This is a genomic window from Microbaculum mangrovi (genome assembly GCF_051390635.1).
Classification (GTDB): domain Bacteria; phylum Pseudomonadota; class Alphaproteobacteria; order Rhizobiales; family Tepidamorphaceae; genus Microbaculum.
This window is the reverse complement of the sequence record NZ_JBPODT010000006.1, coordinates 41,925-60,626: the sequence shown is the minus strand read 5'-3', so window position 1 is coordinate 60,626 and position 18,702 is coordinate 41,925. Positions and strand designations below refer to the sequence as shown.

General features: G+C 61.3%; 12 protein-coding genes. 5 read left to right on the top strand and 7 right to left on the bottom strand.

Annotation, left to right across the window (positions count from 1 at the left end; all coding sequences use genetic code 11):
* Positions 1–402: 402 nt before the first annotated feature.
* The 3 genes from traG to ACSF9G_RS22885 are packed head-to-tail and all read right to left on the bottom strand — an operon-like array spanning position 403 to position 2,786.
* The gene (gene traG, locus ACSF9G_RS22895) at positions 403–2,334 is read right to left on the bottom strand and encodes a Ti-type conjugative transfer system protein TraG (RefSeq protein ID WP_154386585.1); all 1,932 of its coding nucleotides are present in this window, start codon (positions 2,332–2,334) and stop codon (positions 403–405) included.
* On the bottom strand, positions 2,255–2,545 hold the full coding sequence (gene traD, locus ACSF9G_RS22890; protein WP_154386584.1) for a conjugal transfer protein TraD: 291 nt from the start codon (positions 2,543–2,545) through the stop codon (positions 2,255–2,257). The genes traG and traD overlap by 80 nt, the downstream gene beginning before the upstream one ends.
* Positions 2,538–2,786 carry a TraC family protein gene (locus tag ACSF9G_RS22885; RefSeq protein ID WP_154386583.1) on the bottom strand — a complete coding sequence of 83 codons (249 nt, stop codon included), beginning with the start codon at positions 2,784–2,786 and terminating at the stop codon, positions 2,538–2,540. The genes traD and ACSF9G_RS22885 overlap by 8 nt, the downstream gene beginning before the upstream one ends.
* A gap of 247 nt (positions 2,787–3,033) precedes the next feature.
* Here ACSF9G_RS22885 and traA point away from each other — a divergent pair, with 247 nt between their 5' ends.
* Genes traA through ACSF9G_RS22860 form a run of 5 tightly spaced genes read left to right on the top strand, consistent with a single transcriptional unit; the run spans position 3,034 to position 9,007 of the window.
* Positions 3,034–6,336: a Ti-type conjugative transfer relaxase TraA gene (gene traA / locus ACSF9G_RS22880; RefSeq protein ID WP_185910479.1), complete on the top strand. Its 3,303-nt coding sequence runs from the start codon at positions 3,034–3,036 to the stop codon at positions 6,334–6,336.
* 41 nt (positions 6,337–6,377) lie between these two features.
* Positions 6,378–6,866 carry a conjugative transfer signal peptidase TraF gene (traF, locus tag ACSF9G_RS22875; RefSeq protein ID WP_436644420.1) on the top strand — a complete coding sequence of 163 codons (489 nt, stop codon included), beginning with the start codon at positions 6,378–6,380 and terminating at the stop codon, positions 6,864–6,866.
* Positions 6,787–8,010 carry a conjugal transfer protein TraB gene (locus ACSF9G_RS22870; protein WP_154386580.1) on the top strand — a complete coding sequence of 408 codons (1,224 nt, stop codon included), beginning with the start codon at positions 6,787–6,789 and terminating at the stop codon, positions 8,008–8,010. The genes traF and ACSF9G_RS22870 overlap by 80 nt, the downstream gene beginning before the upstream one ends.
* Before the next feature lie 11 nt (positions 8,011–8,021).
* Positions 8,022–8,624 carry a TraH family protein gene (locus ACSF9G_RS22865; RefSeq protein WP_154386579.1) on the top strand — a complete coding sequence of 201 codons (603 nt, stop codon included), beginning with the start codon at positions 8,022–8,024 and terminating at the stop codon, positions 8,622–8,624.
* Positions 8,621–9,007 carry a thermonuclease family protein gene (locus ACSF9G_RS22860; protein ID WP_154386578.1) on the top strand — a complete coding sequence of 129 codons (387 nt, stop codon included), beginning with the start codon at positions 8,621–8,623 and terminating at the stop codon, positions 9,005–9,007. Before ACSF9G_RS22865 ends, ACSF9G_RS22860 begins: the two co-directional genes overlap by 4 nt.
* Positions 9,008–9,091: 84 nt before the next feature.
* Here the strand turns inward: ACSF9G_RS22860 and ACSF9G_RS22855 are convergent, their stop codons facing one another.
* Genes ACSF9G_RS22855 through ACSF9G_RS22840 form a run of 4 tightly spaced genes read right to left on the bottom strand, consistent with a single transcriptional unit; the run spans position 9,092 to position 18,688 of the window.
* A complete protein-coding gene (locus ACSF9G_RS22855) occupies positions 9,092–12,250 on the bottom strand; it encodes a DEAD/DEAH box helicase (protein WP_154386577.1) in 3,159 nt (1,052 codons plus the stop codon).
* Positions 12,247–15,192: a DUF1156 domain-containing protein gene (locus ACSF9G_RS22850; RefSeq protein ID WP_246670855.1), complete on the bottom strand. Its 2,946-nt coding sequence runs from the start codon at positions 15,190–15,192 to the stop codon at positions 12,247–12,249. The genes ACSF9G_RS22855 and ACSF9G_RS22850 overlap by 4 nt, the downstream gene beginning before the upstream one ends.
* Positions 15,189–15,668 carry a DUF7680 family protein gene (locus ACSF9G_RS22845; protein ID WP_154386576.1) on the bottom strand — a complete coding sequence of 160 codons (480 nt, stop codon included), beginning with the start codon at positions 15,666–15,668 and terminating at the stop codon, positions 15,189–15,191. Before ACSF9G_RS22845 ends, ACSF9G_RS22850 begins: the two co-directional genes overlap by 4 nt.
* On the bottom strand, positions 15,665–18,688 hold the full coding sequence (locus ACSF9G_RS22840; protein WP_246765470.1) for an ATP-binding protein: 3,024 nt from the start codon (positions 18,686–18,688) through the stop codon (positions 15,665–15,667). Before ACSF9G_RS22840 ends, ACSF9G_RS22845 begins: the two co-directional genes overlap by 4 nt.
* Positions 18,689–18,702 lie beyond the last annotated feature (14 nt).

Genomic DNA, 18,702 nt, shown 5'->3' with positions numbered 1-18,702 from the left:
CGCCACAGTGGGTTTTAGCCTGGGCAGGAGCGCCACTTGTGCCCAACGCCTGGTTTCGAGCCCCCGGATGAGTGGCATTGGATCATGGGTCACGTTGCTGGCCGTTCGACAAAGGTCAGCAACTGTCCGAATGCCGAAATCCGAGTCCTTGCCGGGACCCAGCCACGTCGGTTTTTGTCGTGATGCTTGAATGATGATCCCCCTTCGTCAGCGAGAATAGTTGCGTGAACAGCCGCCCGTCATGCGGCCAAGGCACAGAGTCCCGTGCCGTCCCTGTTTTCCACCCCGCCCAAGGCGGGGCGAAGCGAAGCGGAGCAGGCGAGGGGGCTGAACGCGCTTCCCACATTGCGCCGAAGAGAAGCCCCCGAGCTTGTGGTAAACGGGGGCGGGACGGCTGCCGTTTCAGGATCCAGCTGCTCCCGTCTTCGGTTGGAAATTGCTCTTGCCGACGAGCGCCGCCATTTCCGGACGGCGGAAGTAGATGGCGCGACCGCAACGTAGCGGCGGATTACCGCCGGTGAGGATGATCTGCTCATCGGCGCGCATCTGGGTGACTTCATGCGGCAGGATCAGCGGGCGTTGCGAGAGCTGTTGGGAGCGGGTGCGGGACGAACCCATGTCGCGCGAGGTGCGGCTGACGTGGTTCACCTCTACCGTGGTCATCCCGCAGCGCTCGGAAATGTACTTCGCCGTTTCCGGATCATTGATCGCCGAGAACGACACCCAGGAAGCGGACTCGAACCATTTGCTGGTCGCGTCGCGCCCACCAAAGGCCTCCCGCATCTGCCCGAGCGACTGGAACAGCATCAGGAGTGTGATGCCATATTTGCGGCCGGCGTCGCGGGCGGTTTCGACGATGCGCATGTAGCCGAGGCGGGCGGCCTCATCGAGCAGGAACAGGGCGCGCTCTTCGAGATCGCCATTGCGATTGTAGATCGCCTTGAGGAACGCTCCGATGACGACGCGAGCCATACCGGGGTGATTTTCCAAGGTAGACAGATCGACATTGATGAACACCGTCGTGCGCCCATTGGCGATGTCGTCCGTCCTGAAAGTGTTGCCCGACACGATGGCCGCGTAGCTGTCGTAGGAGAGCCAGTGCGTCTCCTTGGCGGCGGTCGCATAGACGCCGGAGAAGGTTTGCGGCGTCATGTTGATGAAGGGGGCGATGACCTCTTTGACGAACCGGGAGGTCGAGCTTTGATAAAGATCGGCGAGCTTTTCCTTGAGCGTTTCTTCCGGCTCGGCCAGTCGCGCGCGGACGATGCGCAGCGATCGTTCGCGCTTGGTATCGTCCGGATCGGACAGCATCACGTCGGCGATGACGCCGGTGATGAGCTGTTCGGCCGAGACGCGGAAGAAATCGTCGGCGCCGGAGGTGACGCGTGGTTTTTCCGACATCAGCCACGCCGCCACGGAGGCAATGTCTTCCTCCGGCGCATTGCCGAAGCGGCCGATCCAGTCGAGCACGTTGAACCCGATGTCGGGTCGTTTCGGATCGAGAATGAGCACGTCCTGACCATGCGCTTCGCGATGGGCGGCGACCATCGGCGCAATCTCGGTCGAGGGATCGAGGATGATCATCGAGCCCTTGAACTTGAGCGCCGTCGGCACGACCACGGAGGTGGTCTTGTAACCGCCGGAACCAGCAAAGACGATGCCGTGCGTCGAGCCAAATCCGCAGTCGAAGCAGACGAGCGGTGATTTTCCGCCCTTGCCCCACGTCTCCTTGCGGCGCGGATCGAAGTTGACGCCGGCGACGGAATCCTCGTCGACGCGATAGCGCTCACCGATGACGATGCCACCGCTTTCGGGAAAGAGTCCTGCGATTGTGGCGCTGTCCATCCAATGGCTATCGCCATGGATGGCGCGACGGCCGGAGAGCCGTTTCGGACCCGTCGCGCCAAAGACGGCATTGCCGCGCAGCGCAACCCGCAATCCGAACATGCCGGCGACGAAGGCCGTCGCCGCGCCGCCGATAGTGTAAAGGTCAAGTAAGGAAAACAGCGTTCCTTGCGGCACCTGGCTGGCGAAATCGGACAGGCGTAGCGTCTCCGAAATGGCGGCGAACGCGGCGGCGGCAACCCCGCCGATCAGGACGCCGAGGCCGGCCGACTGAATGGCAAGTGAGCCCTTGGCGGCAAAGAGGAAAATGACGCCGATCGCGGCCGCGGCGGCGTAGGGGACGACAAGGCCGCCGCGCCCGAGGGTCTGGTAGCTTTCCGGCGAAGTGCCGAAAGCGGCGAGCCAGGACTCAATCCCCTGGAGCCCCAGAACGGCTCCCAACATCATCATCGCCGGTGCGGTCAGCAGCATCAGTTTCTTCGCTGTCATTATCGAATATCGCCTTTCCGATTGCGGCCAATCGAGCGCGCTCGGTTGCGTCGCTGAGCCGCGCAGCCGCATCGATGAGGGCGCCGAGAATGACGGCGCGATCCGCACTGCGAAGTCCCGCCTTCACGACGAGACCGCCGAGCTGGATCTTCTCGCGCGCATCCTTCTTCCGGGCTTCCGTTTGTGACGCCCGGTAGCGGCGCTCATGCATCAGGAGCGCCCGTTTGAGAGCGAGCAGCCGGCCCGGAGGTCTTCTGTTTCGTCCCCGCTTGAAATCGCTTTGCCATCTCTTCGAAGCCTGTGACCAGCTCTGTGTCGGATGCGTTCACTTCGCCTAATCCGGCCTTCAGCGCGAGCCGGCCGATGCGTTCGGCCTCCTTGGTTTCGGCAAGCTTCAGCTGCTCCTGTAGGCGTTCGATTTCCTCGCGGATACGGGAAGAGGGTCGTCTCATCGGCGGGGTTCTCCGGTTTCGTAGATGGTCATTGCGATGCGGAGAATCGCATTTGACGTGCGCGCAGCGCACCCTGCGAAAAACCACAGGTAGGCGAAGCCTATGCATTGCGGGAAGAATCCCGCCGTTCGGAAGAACGGTCCAAGGGCGCAGTAATACGTTGCTAGCAACGTTCCCGCGTCCGGCCCTGGATGGGCCGCGCTCGACCGAACAGCATTCGCGTTCGGATCGAGAGAGCACCTGCCCTGTGGCGATCACGCACTTCACACCCCAATTGATCAGCCGCGGCGAAGGCCGCAGTGCTGTTGCGGCGGCTGCGTATCGCCATTGCGCCCGCATGGAGAACGAGCGCGAGGGCAGGGTGGCAGACTTCTCGCGCAAGCCCGGAATGGTCCATGAAGAGTTTGTGTTGCCGGGCGATGCGCCGGACTGGGCAAGGGCGCTTATTGCCGATCGCTCGGTTGCCGGCGCGTCCGAAGCCTTCTGGAATAAGGTGGAGGCGTTCGAGACCCGCAAGGACGCTCAGCTCGCCAAGGAGTTCATACTGGCGCTGCCGCGCGAGCTGACCGCCGAGCAGAATATCGCAATGATGTGCGAGTTCGTCGCGGAACATGTGAGCACGCGAGGGCTGGTTGCGGACTGGGTTTACCATGACGCGCCGGGCAATCCGCATGTGCATCTGATGACGACATTGCGCCCGCTGACGGAAGACGGTTTCGGCGGCAAGAAGGTGCTTGTCATCGCAGAGGACGGACGGCCGGTCAGGTCGAAATCCGGCCAGATCGTTTACAAGCTCTGGGCCGGTGACAAGGCGGACTTCCTCGCTATGCGCGAGGCCTGGTACGCCGCGCAGAACAAGCATCTGGAATTGAACGGCCATGACATTCGCGTCGATGGCCGCTCCTATGCCGAGCGTGGCATCGACCTTGAACCGACTTCGCATATCGGTGTTGCCAGCAAAAACATTCAGCGGCAAGCGGAGGCTGAAGGGCGCGCGGCCAGGCTTGAACGGCTCGCATTGCACGAGGAAACGCGGCGCGAGAATGCGCGCCGGATAGAGCGCCGGCCGGAGATCGTGCTGGAGGCGATCGCGCGCGAGAAGAGCGTCTTCGACGAGCGCGATGTCGCCAAATATCTGCACCGCTATGTCGATGATCCCGGCCAGTTCGCCAACTTGCTGGCGCGCGTCATGGGAAGTCCGGAGGCCGTGAGGATTGAAGTCGAGGGCGTCGATCCCGAGACCGGCGAGCGATTGCCGGAGCGTTTTGCGACGCGCGACATGATCCGCATTGAGGCCGAGATGGGGAACCAGGCCGAGCATCTTGCGACGAACGGCCGGTTCGGCGTCTCAATCAGCGCGCGCGCCGAAGTCGTTGCCGGCCATGCGCAGATTTCCGACGAGCAGAGCTTCGGCCTGGAACGCATCACTGGTAACGAGCGCCTCGCCATCATCGTCGGCCGCGCCGGCGCCGGCAAGACGACGATGATGAAGGCCGCGCGCGAAGCATGGGAGGCTTCCGGCTATCGTGTTGTCGGCGGTGCGCTCGCGGGCAAGGCCGCCGAGGGGCTGGAGAAGGAGGCGGGCATTGCGTCGCGAACGCTCGCGTCCTGGCAGCTCCAATGGGAGGGGGGCCGCCTTCACCTGGACAACAGATGCGTGTTCGTCATGGACGAGGCGGGCATGGTGTCGTCGCGCCAGATGGCCGACTTCGTTTCTGCTGTTGCCCATGCAGGCGCCAAGCTCGTTCTTGTCGGCGATGCCGACCAATTACAGCCGATCGAGGCGGGCGCTGCGTTCCGCTCGCTTGCCGATCGCGTCGGTTATGCCGAGCTCGGCACGATCTACCGCCAGCGTGAGCAGTGGATGCGCGATGCCTCGATGGATCTTGCCCGAGGCAAGATCGGGGCGGCGATCTCCGCCTATAAGGGGAAGGGACGCCTGGTCGGAATGGAGTTGAAGGACCAGGCGGTCAGCGCGCTCATTCGCGACTGGATTGCCGACTACGACCCGAACCGGTCGAGCCTGATCCTTGCGCATCTTCGCCACGATGTGCGGACACTGAACGAGCTGGCGCGTGGCGCGCTCCTCGAGCGCGGATTGATCGAAGACGGCCATGCCTTCCGCACGGAAGACGGCATGCGGAACTTCGCGGTCGGCGACCAGATCGTGTTCCTGAAGAACGAGGGTTCGCTTGGCGTCAAGAACGGCATGATCGGCCGCATTGTCGAGGCCGAGACGGGCCGTATCGTGACCGAGATCGGAGACGACAGACGGCGCGTCGAGATCGACCAGCGGTTCTATCGCAATGTGGATCATGGCTATGCGACCACCATCCATAAGTCCCAAGGCGCCACCATCGATCGGGTGAAGGTGCTGGCGACCCTCTCGCTCGACAGGCATCTGACCTATGTGGCGATGACCCGGCACCGGCATGACGCAAAACTCTATTTCGGACGACGCTCGTTCGAGAAGGCGGGCGGGCTCATTCAGAACCTGTCGAAGCGCGGGGCCAAGGACACGACGCTCGATTTCACCGGATCGAAGCTCTACGAGCAGGCGCTTTCCTACGCCAACAGCCGCGGCCTCCACGGCGCGCGCGTGGCGAAAGCCCTTGTCGAAAACCAGCTCCGTTGGATCAGGGAGCAGCGCGATCGGCTCGAGACGGCCGCCGCCAGGCTCGCAAGCTTCATCGGGCGGTTCGGCCGTGCCGCCGATCGTCAGGCAGCGGCTGCCGCGACTGCCTCTCCCGTTTCCCAGCCCTGGGTTCGCGGCCTCGCGACCTGGGCGCAATCCATCCCGCAGCTCGTGGAGGCCAAATTGCAATCAGACGCCACACTCACCCATGCCTGGACCCAGCTTCGAGACCGCGTCACTCAAGTCTATGAGAAGCCCGATGGCGCGATCGATGCGATGAACCTTTCCACAATCATGAGCGCCAATGTAGCGGAAAGGCAGGCAGCGCAAAGCCGCATCGTCGACCAGCTCGGTCGCGATCCGGAAGCCTTCGGCGCGATGCGCGGCAAGACCGGCATGTTTGCCTCATCGGACGCGAAGGCCGAGCGGCAGCGGGCCTTGAACAACGTTCCGGCACTCAAGGACAATATTGCCCGATATGTGCGGCTGCGCGCCGAGATCGGAGATCTTCGCACCGTCGAATTGTCACGCGAGCGCGATCGCAGCCGGGTCGACATTCCTGCATTGTCCGGATCGGCGCAGGGCGTGCTTGACCGCATCCGCGATGCGATCGATCGCAACGACCTTTCGGCCGCGCTCGGTTTTGCCCTTGCTGACAAAATGGCGAAAGCAGAGATCGACCAGCTCAACAAGGCGCTCGACCAGCGGTTTGGGGAACGGGCATTCCTTGGCTCGAAAGAGGCCAAAGGGCCGGCCTATGATGCAGCCGCGGCACAAGTCGCCGAGGGCGACCGCTCGAAACTGGTGGCAGCCTGGCCGAGCTTCAGTGCCGCCCAGCGCGTTGCGGCCTATGAGCGGGCGCAGAAGGAGACGCGGGCTCAGAGCCAGGTCCGCGATCAGGGCATGAGCCGATGACGAGACATTGCAGGGCGCTTGCGATCATCGGCGCCGGCGCCGTGCTTCTCGGTTCGATGGCGGCAGCCTTTGCATGGGGCGGCTATCGCGTGAACTTCACGCCCTCCTATCCGCTTGGCCTTTGGCAGATAGAAACGCTGGACCGCCCGGTTGCGGTCGGCGACAGAGTGTTCATCTGCCCGCCTTCCGGTCCTGCCGTCGATCTCGCCCGCGAGCGCTTTTATCTGCCCAGAGGTCGTTGCCCGGCCGGAACAGCGCCGCTCATCAAGACCGTGGTCGCATTGGCCGGACAGTCCATCCGCGTCGAGGGCCAGGTCATCATAGATGATGTGCCCTTGGCAGCTTCGACCGTTCACGCACAGGACACCGAGGGGCGGCCGATGAAGCCCTGGATGGGCGGCATCGTGCCCAAGGGCGAAGTGTTTCTTCATTCCGATTTCGGTGGTTCCTATGATTCAAGATATTTTGGGCCGCTTCCTGCCGACGGCATCCTCGGCCTCGCACGGGAAATCCTCACCTTCACGCCGTAGCCTTCTGCAGGCCATTCTATTCGCCGCCGGCGGCGCTGCCACCGGAGCGATAGGGTGGAGTGGGCATCCGCTCACCTTCGCCCTCGGCATAGCCTTCCCTGCGCTTTGGGCCCTCGCTCCGTCGCGCACGGTCGCGGCCCTGGTCGCGCTGGCGCATTTTCTCGGCGCATCGCGCGGCCTGCCGGAGGGCGCTTCGATCTTTTTCGGGGCGCAGCTCACCATCGGCCTTGGCCTCTGGCTTGCCGCCTCGCTCATGTTCGTTGCCGTCCACACTGCACTCTGGACGTCGCGTGGCGGCTGGCGCCAGCCACTTCGCTACGCGATAGCGGCCGTCCTTATGAGCGTGCCGCCGTTCGGGACCGTCGGTTGGGCACATCCGATCACCGCAGCTGGAATTCTCTTCCCGGGCTGGGCCTGGTTCGGCCTTGCCGCAACCGCCGCCCTGTTGATCACGATGACGACCCGCCTATGGCCGATTGCGGCCGGCGTTGCAGCCCTCGCCTTCGCCTGGTCCGCCTTTAATTGGACGCTTCCGGCCGAGCCGGAAGGCTGGCGGGGCATCGACACCAGGTTCAGGTTCGAAGCTTCGGGCCAGTATGCCGACTACCGTCAGCAGGTCTCGACGATACAGCTGGTCGAGGCCGCCGCCAGCGACGGCGCGCGTGTCGTGATCCTGCCGGAAAGCGCCATGGGCTTGTGGAGCGCCACCACAGAGCGGCTTTGGACCCGCGAGCTTTCCAGCCTCGACATCCTGGTCAATGGCGGTGCGGCGATCGTCGATCCCGTCGGCTACGACAATGTGATGATCGGGGTTTCGGGGAAGGGCGCGGATATCCTTTACCGCGAGCGCATGCCGGTCCCGGTCTCCATGTGGCAACCCTGGACGACCGGCGGGGCGCACGCGCGGTTGTTCGCCAATCCGGTCTTCGAGTTCGCCGGGCTGAGGGTTGCGCCGCTGATCTGCTACGAACAGCTCATCATCTGGCCCGTCATCCAGTCGATGCTTTTCGCGCCGGACGCGCTTGTCGCAACCGGCAACGCCTGGTGGACCGGCGACACCAATATCGTCGCCATCCAGCGGTCGAGCGCGCAGGCGTGGGCTTCGCTGTTCGGCCTGCCGCTGGTGATGGCGTTCAACGAATAGGATAGGGAACCATGATCGATGCCGAACTGATCCAGCAATGTGCCGATCCCAGCCTCAAGGTCGAGATCGTGCAAAAATTCATCGAGGAGGCCGGCGGTGCCGACCATCTGACCGTCACCGTTAGGGCAGGGGAGCGCATCATCCTTGTACCGAAACCATCGACCGAGTACGAGGCGATGCAACTCATCCAGCAGAATTTGGGTCAGTCGATTGTCAGGGTAGGAGTGACTCAGTACCCGGCCGGCCTCGGCATTCAGGACATCTCCGAGCTCAGCCCGGACCTACTCGATTCCTGCAAGAACATTGGCATGGGCACCGCGCTCTTTGCCAAGGTCTATCGCATCGTCGCCAAATGGTATGGAGCACCCGCCCAGGAGGTCCTTGAGGAGGCGATATTCGCCTACAAGACCGGGTGGTTCGACGGAAAGCAGGTGTTCTATGAGTCCGACCCCGGCGAAACCGAGCTTGCCGAGCCGCAGCCAGCGGAGCAGGGCGCTCGGGTTGCGGCAGAGAGCACCGGCCCATCGGAGCCGCCTTTTTCGGAGGAAGATCCGAACAAGGCCGGTATCCGCATCGATCTCTCCGGAATTAGCAGCAACAATAAAGAGCAATGAGTATCCACGTCGTCGTCACCATCATGCTTTGCGTACTGTCGTGCGAACCGGCCGAAATCCGTGTCTGGGACGGGGACTCCCTGCGGCTCGGGATGACGCAGGAGTCCGAGGCGATCCGCATCTTCAACATCGATGCGCCGGAGATTGAGGGGCAGTGTGCCTATGAAAGCGATCTGGCGCAGCGTTCAAAACATCGACTGGCGGAGTTGTTGCAGGGTCAGCGCGTCGAGGTCCTGCGCCAAGGCACGGACCGCTATGGCCGCACGCTTGCGAGCGTGAGCGTCAACGGCAGGGACGTCGGCGACATTCTCGTCAGTGAAGGCCTCGCCAGAATCTGGAGCGGCCGGCGCGAGCCGTGGTGTTTAGGCGATGCTGGCGGGTAGCCAGCCGAGCTCTCGCGGATTTCGCAGTCAGTCAAGATGCGCCGCTAATGTAGGACCATCCGTAGATGACCGCATTTAGGTGAGTCAGCGCCGATAGATATCCAAATCCGGAAATGTTGGACTGCCAGGGGTCCAGAACTCCACGCTATCGGCGTGCATCTCGTAGAATTCGCGGTCTACGGTGATACGCACCGCATGCGGTAAAAATCCATCGACGAGGCGGTAATCCTTCTCGTCGAGATGAACAGCTTCTGTCCCGAGCGGCAGCAATATCGGCCTGTCCAAAACGGCACGGAGATTGGAAAGCGTTATGGCCGGATCAAGACGGACCGGCACCTCGAGGTCTTCATCCGCGAACTCATCGAGGTTGAGGGCAGAATCGTCCCCTGCAGATATCGCATTTTCGAGCGCCTGAAGAGCATCATTGCGCTTGGCGTCAGGGGCGTTCGAGGTGGACAAGACCGATTCTTCGATGAGCCGTGGCAAGCGCGTGAGGATTGGTTGAAGCCCGCCTACAACCTTTTCGAAGATCGAAATGCGACTGCGCAGCGCGCGATAGACGTCGGCCTCGACCGTATCTTCGTAGTGCAGGTTGATGATCCGAATATCAGAAAACCGCTGACCGAGGCGATCAATGCGCCCGATCCGCTGTTCAACGCGCATCGGATTCCAAGGCATATCGTAATTCACCAAAGCACCACAGAACTGGAAATTCAGACCTTCGGCAGCTGCGTCGGTGCACACCAGGACTTCGGAACGGCCTTCCTTGAAGCGCCGTTTGACATCGTCGCGCGTGATCAACCTCCAAGTGCCATCGGTGTTGCGCACTTCACCGCCGCGACCGGAAAAGCACATCACCGAGTTTCCGGCGCCGACAAGCAGGTCCCGAAGATAATCCATCGTGTCCGTGAACTGGGTGAACACCATCACCTGCGGATAGCCGCTGCCCTTGAGCTCGGCCAGAACCTTCGAAAGCTCGATGGCCTTAGTGTCGGTCGGCAGCAGTGTGATATCAGCCACGATAGTTTCGATGGTCGCGATCTCTTCGAACGCGAGGGCGCGTCGCTCGTCCTCTGACACAGTTTCGATATCTATTTCTTCGCCGGCCTCGACTTGGTCGGCGACGTCCTCATCGATCCTGGCTTCATCGGCTGCGGTGAGAAACCCTCCTACACCACCTTTTCGCTTCTCCATCGTCTGCCGAAGGGCATGGAAACTTGACGCAAGGCGCCGGCGATAGATCGTCATCACGAATCCCACGGCGTTGCGGGCATCAGGCGCCGCGGCATTGTATGTCTCGGAAATGTAGGTTTCGACCTGCTGGTAGAGGTCGCCTTCCTCTACCGACAGCGGAATGAAGCGGTCTTCGACTTGCCGCGTTGCGATGGCAGCCGACATCTTGCCGGCCTTGAAGTATTTGCGCAGCAATTCGCGTGTGTGGCGCGAAACGAGCGCGCCGACCGGTGTCGATCGCTTGATGATCGCAATCGCCGTGCGGCGTTCTTCCGGCGAAAGCTGCCGGCGCGGTATCGAAACCAGATCGCGCAGCGCTTGGAGGACTTTCCGGGTCTTCAGTCCGCTCAGCCGGGTCTGCCGTTCCGCATCCGCCCGCGAGACTTCTCCAAAATGGGCCTCGTTCGCCCGGAAGAGCGCCGAAAGCCAATCGAGGCTTTCGTTGGTTACAGGTTCCTTCGCGACTTCTGAGAAGAAGCGGACGAAGGCATCCGGTGTCCATTCAGGCGGCAGGCCTAACAGGTCGAGCAAATCCCAGAGTTCCGTGGCGTGGACCTGCAAGGGTGTTGCGGTAAGGAGGATTAGCCCGTCCGTTCGACGCCGCAACGACCGCATCAATTGGAGAAGCCGGTTCGGGCCTTTGGCTTGCGGCGTTCCAGCGCCCTTCGTTCGGGCGTGATGCGCTTCATCAAGGACAACGAGATCCCACGGATCGGCCGCTTCCAGAATTTCGCGTTGTCGATCCTGGCGCCTCGCGAGATGGCTCGACATGATCACGAATGGCTCACGATGCCACGCCTCGCGAGACACCGGCTTTTCGAAATCATGATCCCGCGCCGGCGACCGATACCACGTCAATTTCTGGCCATCGTAGATCGGCCAATTCAGGTTGAACTTTTCGCGTAGTTCGATCTGCCATTGCTTGCAGACGTTCTTGGGCGCGAGGACCAGCGCGCGCTTGATCCTGCCCGCCAACCAAGCTTGGCGAAGCAGCAGCCCGGCCTGAACCGTCTTCCCGAGACCAACTTCATCGGCAATCAGAAGCTTCGGCGGCCAGTTGTCATAGAGGCGATGATAGGCGCGGATTTGATGCGGCCAAGGCACGACCGCGGAAGTCGCTTCGCCCACGCGATCGCCGCCGATGGCTTGAACGGCAGCGTTGGCGATCTTTTCCCAAACGGCCTGGCGTTCTTCATCGATCGAAACACTTGGCCCCGGCCCAATAGTGATTGGCTCATCATCATGGGCCGGTCCTTGAGTCGGTCTGGGTGCCGATGGTCCCGTCGATTGGTCGTCGTGTTCAGCGAGGCGCTTAGGCAATTTTTCGGGGTCGGGCAGGAAGGTCAGCAGTTGCTCGCGCAGCGCCGTTGGCACATCAAGCGTGATCGCCCGGCGGGCGCGGTCAGCCCAGAGCTTCGCGAAGCTTGCTTCTTCTTCGTCAACGCGCGGGCCGTCATTCCACGACGTGAAGGCGTTGAAGCTTTCCCAGTTCCGCGTCCAACCGAATTCGGTTTCGTTGATGCTACCGTTGAAGGCCATCCGATCGCCGGTCTTGTCCTCGATGATGCCGGTCTTTTCGTGAAAGATGCTGTCGTCGCGGATCGGCCGGCGGTCGAGGTCGCAGGGCACGGCAAGCTTCACATCGAGAAAGCTGTTGGCCACCATCCAGGCGACAAGTTCGAGGGCATCGATCGTCCGCGGATCGGCCGTCAAGATCGGCATCTTGATTAGCGTCCGTTCAACGGCGTCGCGGAGAGATTCGCCGCGCTCGATGGCCGCAACCTCTTCTTCGCCGAGAGTGCAGCCGACGATCAGGCGCATCCGCCCATTATTGACGATTAGCCCTTCGACGCCCCGGGCAGCAAGCGCCAAGGCGCGTGCCGAGAAATAGCCTGTAAGGCGATCGTATCGAGTGGCCGAGCGCAACGCAGGCACATAGAATAGCCGGACGAGGTCACCATCGTCCGGTGTATATTTGAGGCGCCATGCGGTGTCGCGCAGAAGCGTCAAGCAGCCTCCTCTGTGAAGAGCGATAGCTGTTGGGGCTCATCAACCTTGTCGGAGAAGGCGAGACGACGCAGCTTCTCAAGGGCGTCGAAATCATCGGCCGCCGATTTTGCATCGCCGGTGGCAACATCGAAGCCGACAAAGTTACGCGAGGGTGGCAGAACTTCCAGCACGGCTTCGAGAGCGGCCAGAAATTGGGAATCGCCATCGATCCCCGCATCCTTGAGAAGATCGAAAGCCGCTTCTAGGGTTCGCGTCCTGCCACGATGGGCGGCATGGTGGATCGCGTCGATCATGGCGCGCGATCCGTCGGCGGGGCCGAGTGCATTTTTGGCAGCGCGCGTGGCGCTATCCCAGAGCTTGATATCCGAGCCCTTCTTTTCGCAGACCTTGCCAATCAGTTGGCCATCGAGATCGGCGCCCACTGCACGGGCGAGCCGCAGGCCTTCATCGTAGCTAAACACCGGCGCCTTAAACGCGTCCCAGGCCAGCACAAACCACGAGGTGGTCGCATCGAGATCGCCACGTCCCTTGGTATGGGTGAGCTGGTTCAACCGCCACGTCTTGACCTCGCGACGTGCGGCATCGAGCGCGTCTTCCGGCGTCACCGCGTAGGGATCGAACTCTTCCTCGAATAGTTCGGCCTGCTTGCGGCGTCTCTTCGCCAGCGGTTCGGGTCGCGGTGTCCCGCGCTTCAGCGGCCAATGGCGCGAGAATTCTTCCAGCGCGGGCCCGAAGGACGCGAGATAGAGATCGACGCCGGTAATCCCGGCCTTCTGGAATTCTTCAACCCGGGTGCGGACGGCCTTGGCCACCAGCGGCTCGACATCTTCCCAATAGGTCGTCTCGTCGCCCTGATCTGCCGGGCGCGGGCGGCAGACGAGGAAGATTGTGGAGTTGGCGGCGGCCTTGTCCTTGATATGGAGAGAGCCTTCGGCCTCGGTATTCACCGGCCAGGAGGCGGTGATAATGAAGCCCGCTTCGATCAATCCCTTCGTCAACGCATCCCACGCACTTGTGTCCTTGTGCGTGAACATCACGGTCATGATGCCGTTCGGTTTCAGCACTCGCCGGCTTTCCGCGAAGATCGCGGCCATCTTTTCCTGATAGTCGCGGTTCGCGAGCGCGTCGGCGCCCTTCTGGCCTTTGAAATGGGCCTTGTTGGCGACTGCTTCGGATTGCTTGTCGGTAAGGCGTCTTGTGAAAAGCTCGGGCGCAACTAGCCCCGCGGTGCGCTTCAGCCACACATAGAAGAAGTCGGACAGCTCCGCATACATAACGTTCGCGCCATAGGGTGGGTCCATCACGACAGCATCGACTGAGCCGTCGGCAATGTGATCAAGAGAAGAGCCGGACTTTGACGAGATTACAACTTCGGCCGGCGCTACCTTTTCTCCTCCAAAGAGTGGTCCATCTTTGGACCCTGTAGGTGTCGATAGCTCTACAAGCTCCTTGATACATTTCGCGGTCTGTTCGATAGCCCAATCATAACCAACACTATCCGTGGTAATGACCATTTCGGCATACGACCATTTGAACGCAAAATCATGGCGATCAAAGGTGTTGACCATGATTTCGCGATTGCCGTGCCACCGTGTCATTCGAGAGTTGTAGTCGCGGAGTTTATCGAGGCTGAAGCTGAGATAGATGTAGGCGGCCCGGCGAACATCAGTCAGACGACCGGCGAGTCTGTCTTCCTCAACCATGTCACGAAAAATCTCGGATGCCAGTCCATGACCAAGAAGCTGGCGTGGCGAGAACATATCCCGCCAAAGCGGCATACCATACTGACGTGGTCGATCGTCATTTGTGTCCGAAGGGAATGCTTCGCTTGGGATGACATCAAGCGCCTCCCATTCTGGAAGCTTCCTATCTATTTGGGCGGCAATATCCGCCTCGATGCTGTCTTCCGTGCGAGGAGCTCGATAACCCCTTTCCCATCTCGGCTTGCCAAGCTTCCCAGACTTGAGCCTAGTTTCGATGCGCCGCTTGAATACGACGGTGAACAGTTGATCGCCCATTCCTTCGGCTTGTGCCTGGCGCTTGACCTCGTCGCCATCGATAACGCGGGCGCAATCTGGAAAGGGACAAGTGGCGTCGCCATCGGAAACGGTTCCAGCCGAATGCTCTGAAATGTTAGTCACGATCTCGAATGAGCAGAAGCGACCAGTGGTCCCTGGTCCAATGCCCAAATGGGGCTTCAATCGAACCCCAAGGCCGGCCCCATTCAAGCGCCAGTTCGGAGAGAGCGGTATCGTTCCCGCGCAGTACGGGCAGGAGATCGTGCGTGCCCAAATATAATTGGTCGCAACGCAGTTCTTCTCCGGCTCAGGCGGGTATGCCGAACGAAGGAGGACCTCGCGTCGCGCGACGAATTTCTTTGAGATTTCATCAAACTCGTCCAGAAGTTTCACGCCGAAACGCTGCGGAGTTTCTACTGTCGCCTTCAGAATCGTAGCTGCTACTGGGTTGAGATCGTTGGCATACGACTTAAAGCCCATCCGACTGCTCTCGAACGGAATACTTCCGCCGCCCGCCGTCGGATCGAGGACAGATATGTTGCTTCCAATCTGCCTTCGGATTGCAGCCATTTCCGATGGAGAAGGTGAATATGAGAAAGCGCGCTTGTAAGTGTAGGCCTCGCCTTCAAATCGTTCGCCAATCCGCTTTGCCCGGTCGATCCGTCGGCGCGACGCCATTGGATCACCGTGAATGCCCAGAACATGGAGAAAGGCATCGTGGTCGGCATTGGCTGGCAACAACGAAGCCAACACGGCAGCCCGGGACGCAACCAAAGGGCGCCTCGCCCACCAGACGTGCAAGCGGTTGGGAGCAGGGAACGGCGTCATTGGCGTGCGTTCCCGAAGACTCTCAATGCCTATTTCAGCGATCGGCAACCAACGTTCAATCAGCCGCACATCCGACATACGCTCATCTTCCATCATTTCGCTGGGTCAGTGAGCAGGATGCGGAGCGCAGTCAGCACGCGGCGCGGATTCTTGCGGTGAACCGACATGCCGAGCCAATAGCCAGCTTCTTCCTTGCCCATTACCTCGATGCCCTCGGCGACGAGGCGCATGTTGTCGCGGTTACGCATTGGGGCGAGCGTCCGGAACAGCAGCGCGAGGCGCAGCGCGGTTTCTTCCGACAAAGCCGATCCCATGCCCTCGATCGGCAGGAGATCAAGGCGGATGCCGCTTTCCTTCAGGCGCTTGAGTACCCGGTGTTCAGCCAGTTCGAGATTACGTCCGCGAAGGCCCGCAAGGCGGATCGGAGCGGTGATCTGTGGAGTCACAATCGATGGCAGTTGCCAGACTTCAACCTCGGTATCGCCAGGGCCATGGCGACGGGCGCGCAGTTCGTAAACGGGCTGGGTTTTCGACACCATTATGAATTCGTCCTTGCGGCGCGGCACATTCATGACTTCACCTCCGCCGTTGCTTCGACATACGCAGCCGCGCTCGCAAAGCGCGTCAGCTTTTCGATGAATTTGTCCGCGGCATCCCCATCCAGCGCGAGCCCGTTTTCGAAATCAAACGAAATACTGGTTTGCAGATCGGTCTCCTTCGCCGCCCTGAACTGAGGTTCGAGGTAGTCCTTCATCGTCGACGCATCTTGCGCCACGCCGCTGAATTCGAACTGCATCTCGCTGTCTTGCGTTGTGATGAAGCTGCCCGTGAGCTTCACCGACCGTTTTGTTCCAGCGACGGTGTTTGCGATCGGGATCAGCTTGAAGGCGTCACCATATTCGAACAGGCGGATCACCACGCGATCTACCTTTTCGAGCTTCGCGGTCTTGGCTTGTTCGATCACCTTCCGTAGTGCTTCCTTCAAGACGCCCTCGGCGGTGAACACTTTGGCATTTGCGACGGCAGCTCCATCCGGGCCACCTTGTGGTCGTTCGCCGAAGCCGACCGCCGAGCCTTCGCCCGGTGCTCCGCCGATCGGCGGGAGCGGCTCGCCCGAAATCGAAGCGCCAGTTCCGGCCGATGCGGGTTGGGCCGCCGACGCGGGCGCCGGCCGAGGCCACACGCCCTTGGTCTTGGCGAAGTCCATCGTGAAGATCGTCGTTTCTTCATCGATGTTGATCGACGGCATCGGATCGCCTTGCCCGGCCAGGAGATCGCCGCGCTTGTAGACATAGACGCCTTCCTCGATGCCCTTTCGGACCGCCTTGCGGAACACGTCATCCGACAGGAGGATCGAGAGTGAGGGGTCGCGGCGGAATTCGTCGCGAAGATCGCGCGTCGTCATCTGCCCTTTCTTCAAGGGTGTGCGGTCGCGGATGTAGGAGGGGGAATCGGGCGAGTCGGAAGCGTCTCGAACCTTGTTCTGACTTTGCAACTGGCGAACGACCTGAAGCTGGCCTGATCCTGGGCGCTCGGAGGCATTCTGAATATCGATGACCGAATGCGCTAGCTGCACCGAGCCCGTGCCGCTCAGCGCATTGCGCGAGGGGTAGAGGATGTGGCGATAGCACTGCTGGATCGCTATAGCCGCCTCTGTCTCGGACTTCTTCTCGAGTTCGAAGACCTTAGCTTGCTGGTGCTCGGCAAGTTCCTTGACGCGCTCGGGCCGCTTAAGCTCCTGAAGGGCCAGGCGGCGCACGATCGCGCGCTTCATCTCGTTCACTTTGGTTTCGTCCGCGACGACAAAAACCAGATTGTTCCGCAGGGACCGCAGGCCGTTGCCGTCGGCGCCCTTGCGCTCAAACATGCGTCCCACGATCTCGGGCATCTCGCGAAGATCGGCGCCGATTTCCAGCGCGTCGTGAGAAAGCAGCACAAGCCGCGGCTTGCCGTCCGATACGTCGTCCGGGACATCCCATGGCCCGCCGGGGAAAGGCACGAGGTCGAAGGATTGGCCGCCGAAGATCGCCTTTGCCCTGTCCACAAGCTGGGTGCGCGCCTCACCGGGATCGATGTTCTTCTCCTCCCGACCGATGACCTGCGTTAGGTTGGCTTCGGCGTTGAAGCGCAGCGGTGCGTTCGGCCGATCATCGAGATAGGCGGATTCCGCGCGAAATTTCGTCCTCGCATCGTCGATGAAGGAAAGGTCCGCTGCAGGGCTGAGGATCGAATAGCGCAAGTGGTCGGCTGCGACGCCCTTAAGGTCGTTGTTGAACGCGAGGGTGTGGATGAAGATTGTGCGGGCGACGTAGGTGCCATAAGGCAGCAGGCCCTTGAAGTTTTTCGCGTCCAGCTCTTGGGCCAAAGCCAGTTTCTCGGGCGGCCCAGCAATGTCATTGAGAATCGCCGGCACAAAGGCGCCTTGCTGCAGCCGCGTCGTGAATTCCCGGCGAATGACATCCGATCCCAGATCGACGTGATGCAGGTGGATCGCGGACGCATCGGAAGGACGGCTTGCCCAGACGGTCGCAACGGTCTTTGCCAGAATGCGCAGCATTCCACGCACGCGTTGAAAGCCGCCGAGCGTGGCCGTTTTCCCGGTGAGCGTATCCAGAACGTCCGGGTGAAAGGGATAGGTCTGCGCGAATTCTGCGCTGGTGGTCGAGCGCCTGGCTTCTTCCGATAAAATGTCGCGATGGATGCTCCAAAGTTCGCGATAACCGTTGATCACTTCCGTCGCGCGGGAATCGTCAATCGACGCAAACAAGCGGCGTCGGATGACCTTTGCGGTTTCATCATCCCGTGTCGGATTGAGGTTGGTCGCCTTCCGGCCGGAGACGCTTTCGAGTTCCGACATGGCGCTGGCGAGGAATTCGTTCTCGTCGGCGAAGGCGTCCACGCCCTTGCCGTCGGATCGAACCGCAAGGGTATACACGATTGCCGCGTGCGGGGTGCTCTCGATCGCGGTCAGCAGCGCCTTGAGGAAGGCGGTCAGTTGATCGCGCCCACCCATGCCTTGAACTCGCCGAAGGTACTCGCCCAGCTCATCGAGAACGACGAGCACTGGATCGGAACCGAATAGTTCCTTTATGGTGTCGGCACCCGGAGCAATTCGCTGCTCGTCTGATCGGCGCACGATCTCGTATCCAGCCTTCCCAGCCAGCTGGTAGGCGATCTCGCCCCAAGGCGTGTGGGCGCGGATTCCCTCGCCCATCGGCCGACCGTTCGCCGGATCGGCATTCTCGCCATCGAAGGCTGCAACGCGGACGGCCTGGGTTGGCACGAGGGTTGGATCGAGGAATTCCGCGGTATTCGAGACACCCTGCATCCCTGCTGCTGCGTGTACAAGGGCAATCAGGCCGTGCGTCTTACCGCCGCCGAACGAGGTATCGAGGCGGAAAACAGCTGACACGCTTTCCCCGCGGCCAGACAGTCGGCCACAGACGTTGACAAGAAGCTCTTTCAGCCCCTCGGTGGGATAAGTGTTCGTGAAGAACGTTGGAGCGTCGGTGTAGTCGCGCGAGGCGCGACCGGTCAGGACATTCGCGAGATTGGCCGCATAGTCGCTGTCAGCAATTGTTCCCTTTTCCACGTCCTCGCGAGGCC

Bases quoted from the DNA above. Each gene is read 5' to 3' on its own strand.
- ACSF9G_RS22860 (WP_154386578.1), top strand. From the start codon at position 8,621: ATGAGTATCCACGTCGTCGTCACCATCATGCTTTGCGTACTGTCGTGC.
- traD (WP_154386584.1), bottom strand. From the start codon at position 2,545: ATGCATGAGCGCCGCTACCGGGCGTCACAAACGGAAGCCCGGAAGAAG.
- ACSF9G_RS22885 (WP_154386583.1), bottom strand. From the start codon at position 2,786: ATGAGACGACCCTCTTCCCGTATCCGCGAGGAAATCGAACGCCTACAG.
- ACSF9G_RS22870 (WP_154386580.1), top strand. From the start codon at position 6,787: ATGATTCAAGATATTTTGGGCCGCTTCCTGCCGACGGCATCCTCGGCC.
- traG (WP_154386585.1), bottom strand. From the start codon at position 2,334: ATGACAGCGAAGAAACTGATGCTGCTGACCGCACCGGCGATGATGATG.
- ACSF9G_RS22845 (WP_154386576.1), bottom strand. From the start codon at position 15,668: ATGAATGTGCCGCGCCGCAAGGACGAATTCATAATGGTGTCGAAAACC.
- ACSF9G_RS22850 (WP_246670855.1), bottom strand. From the start codon at position 15,192: ATGATGGAAGATGAGCGTATGTCGGATGTGCGGCTGATTGAACGTTGG.
- ACSF9G_RS22865 (WP_154386579.1), top strand. From the start codon at position 8,022: ATGATCGATGCCGAACTGATCCAGCAATGTGCCGATCCCAGCCTCAAG.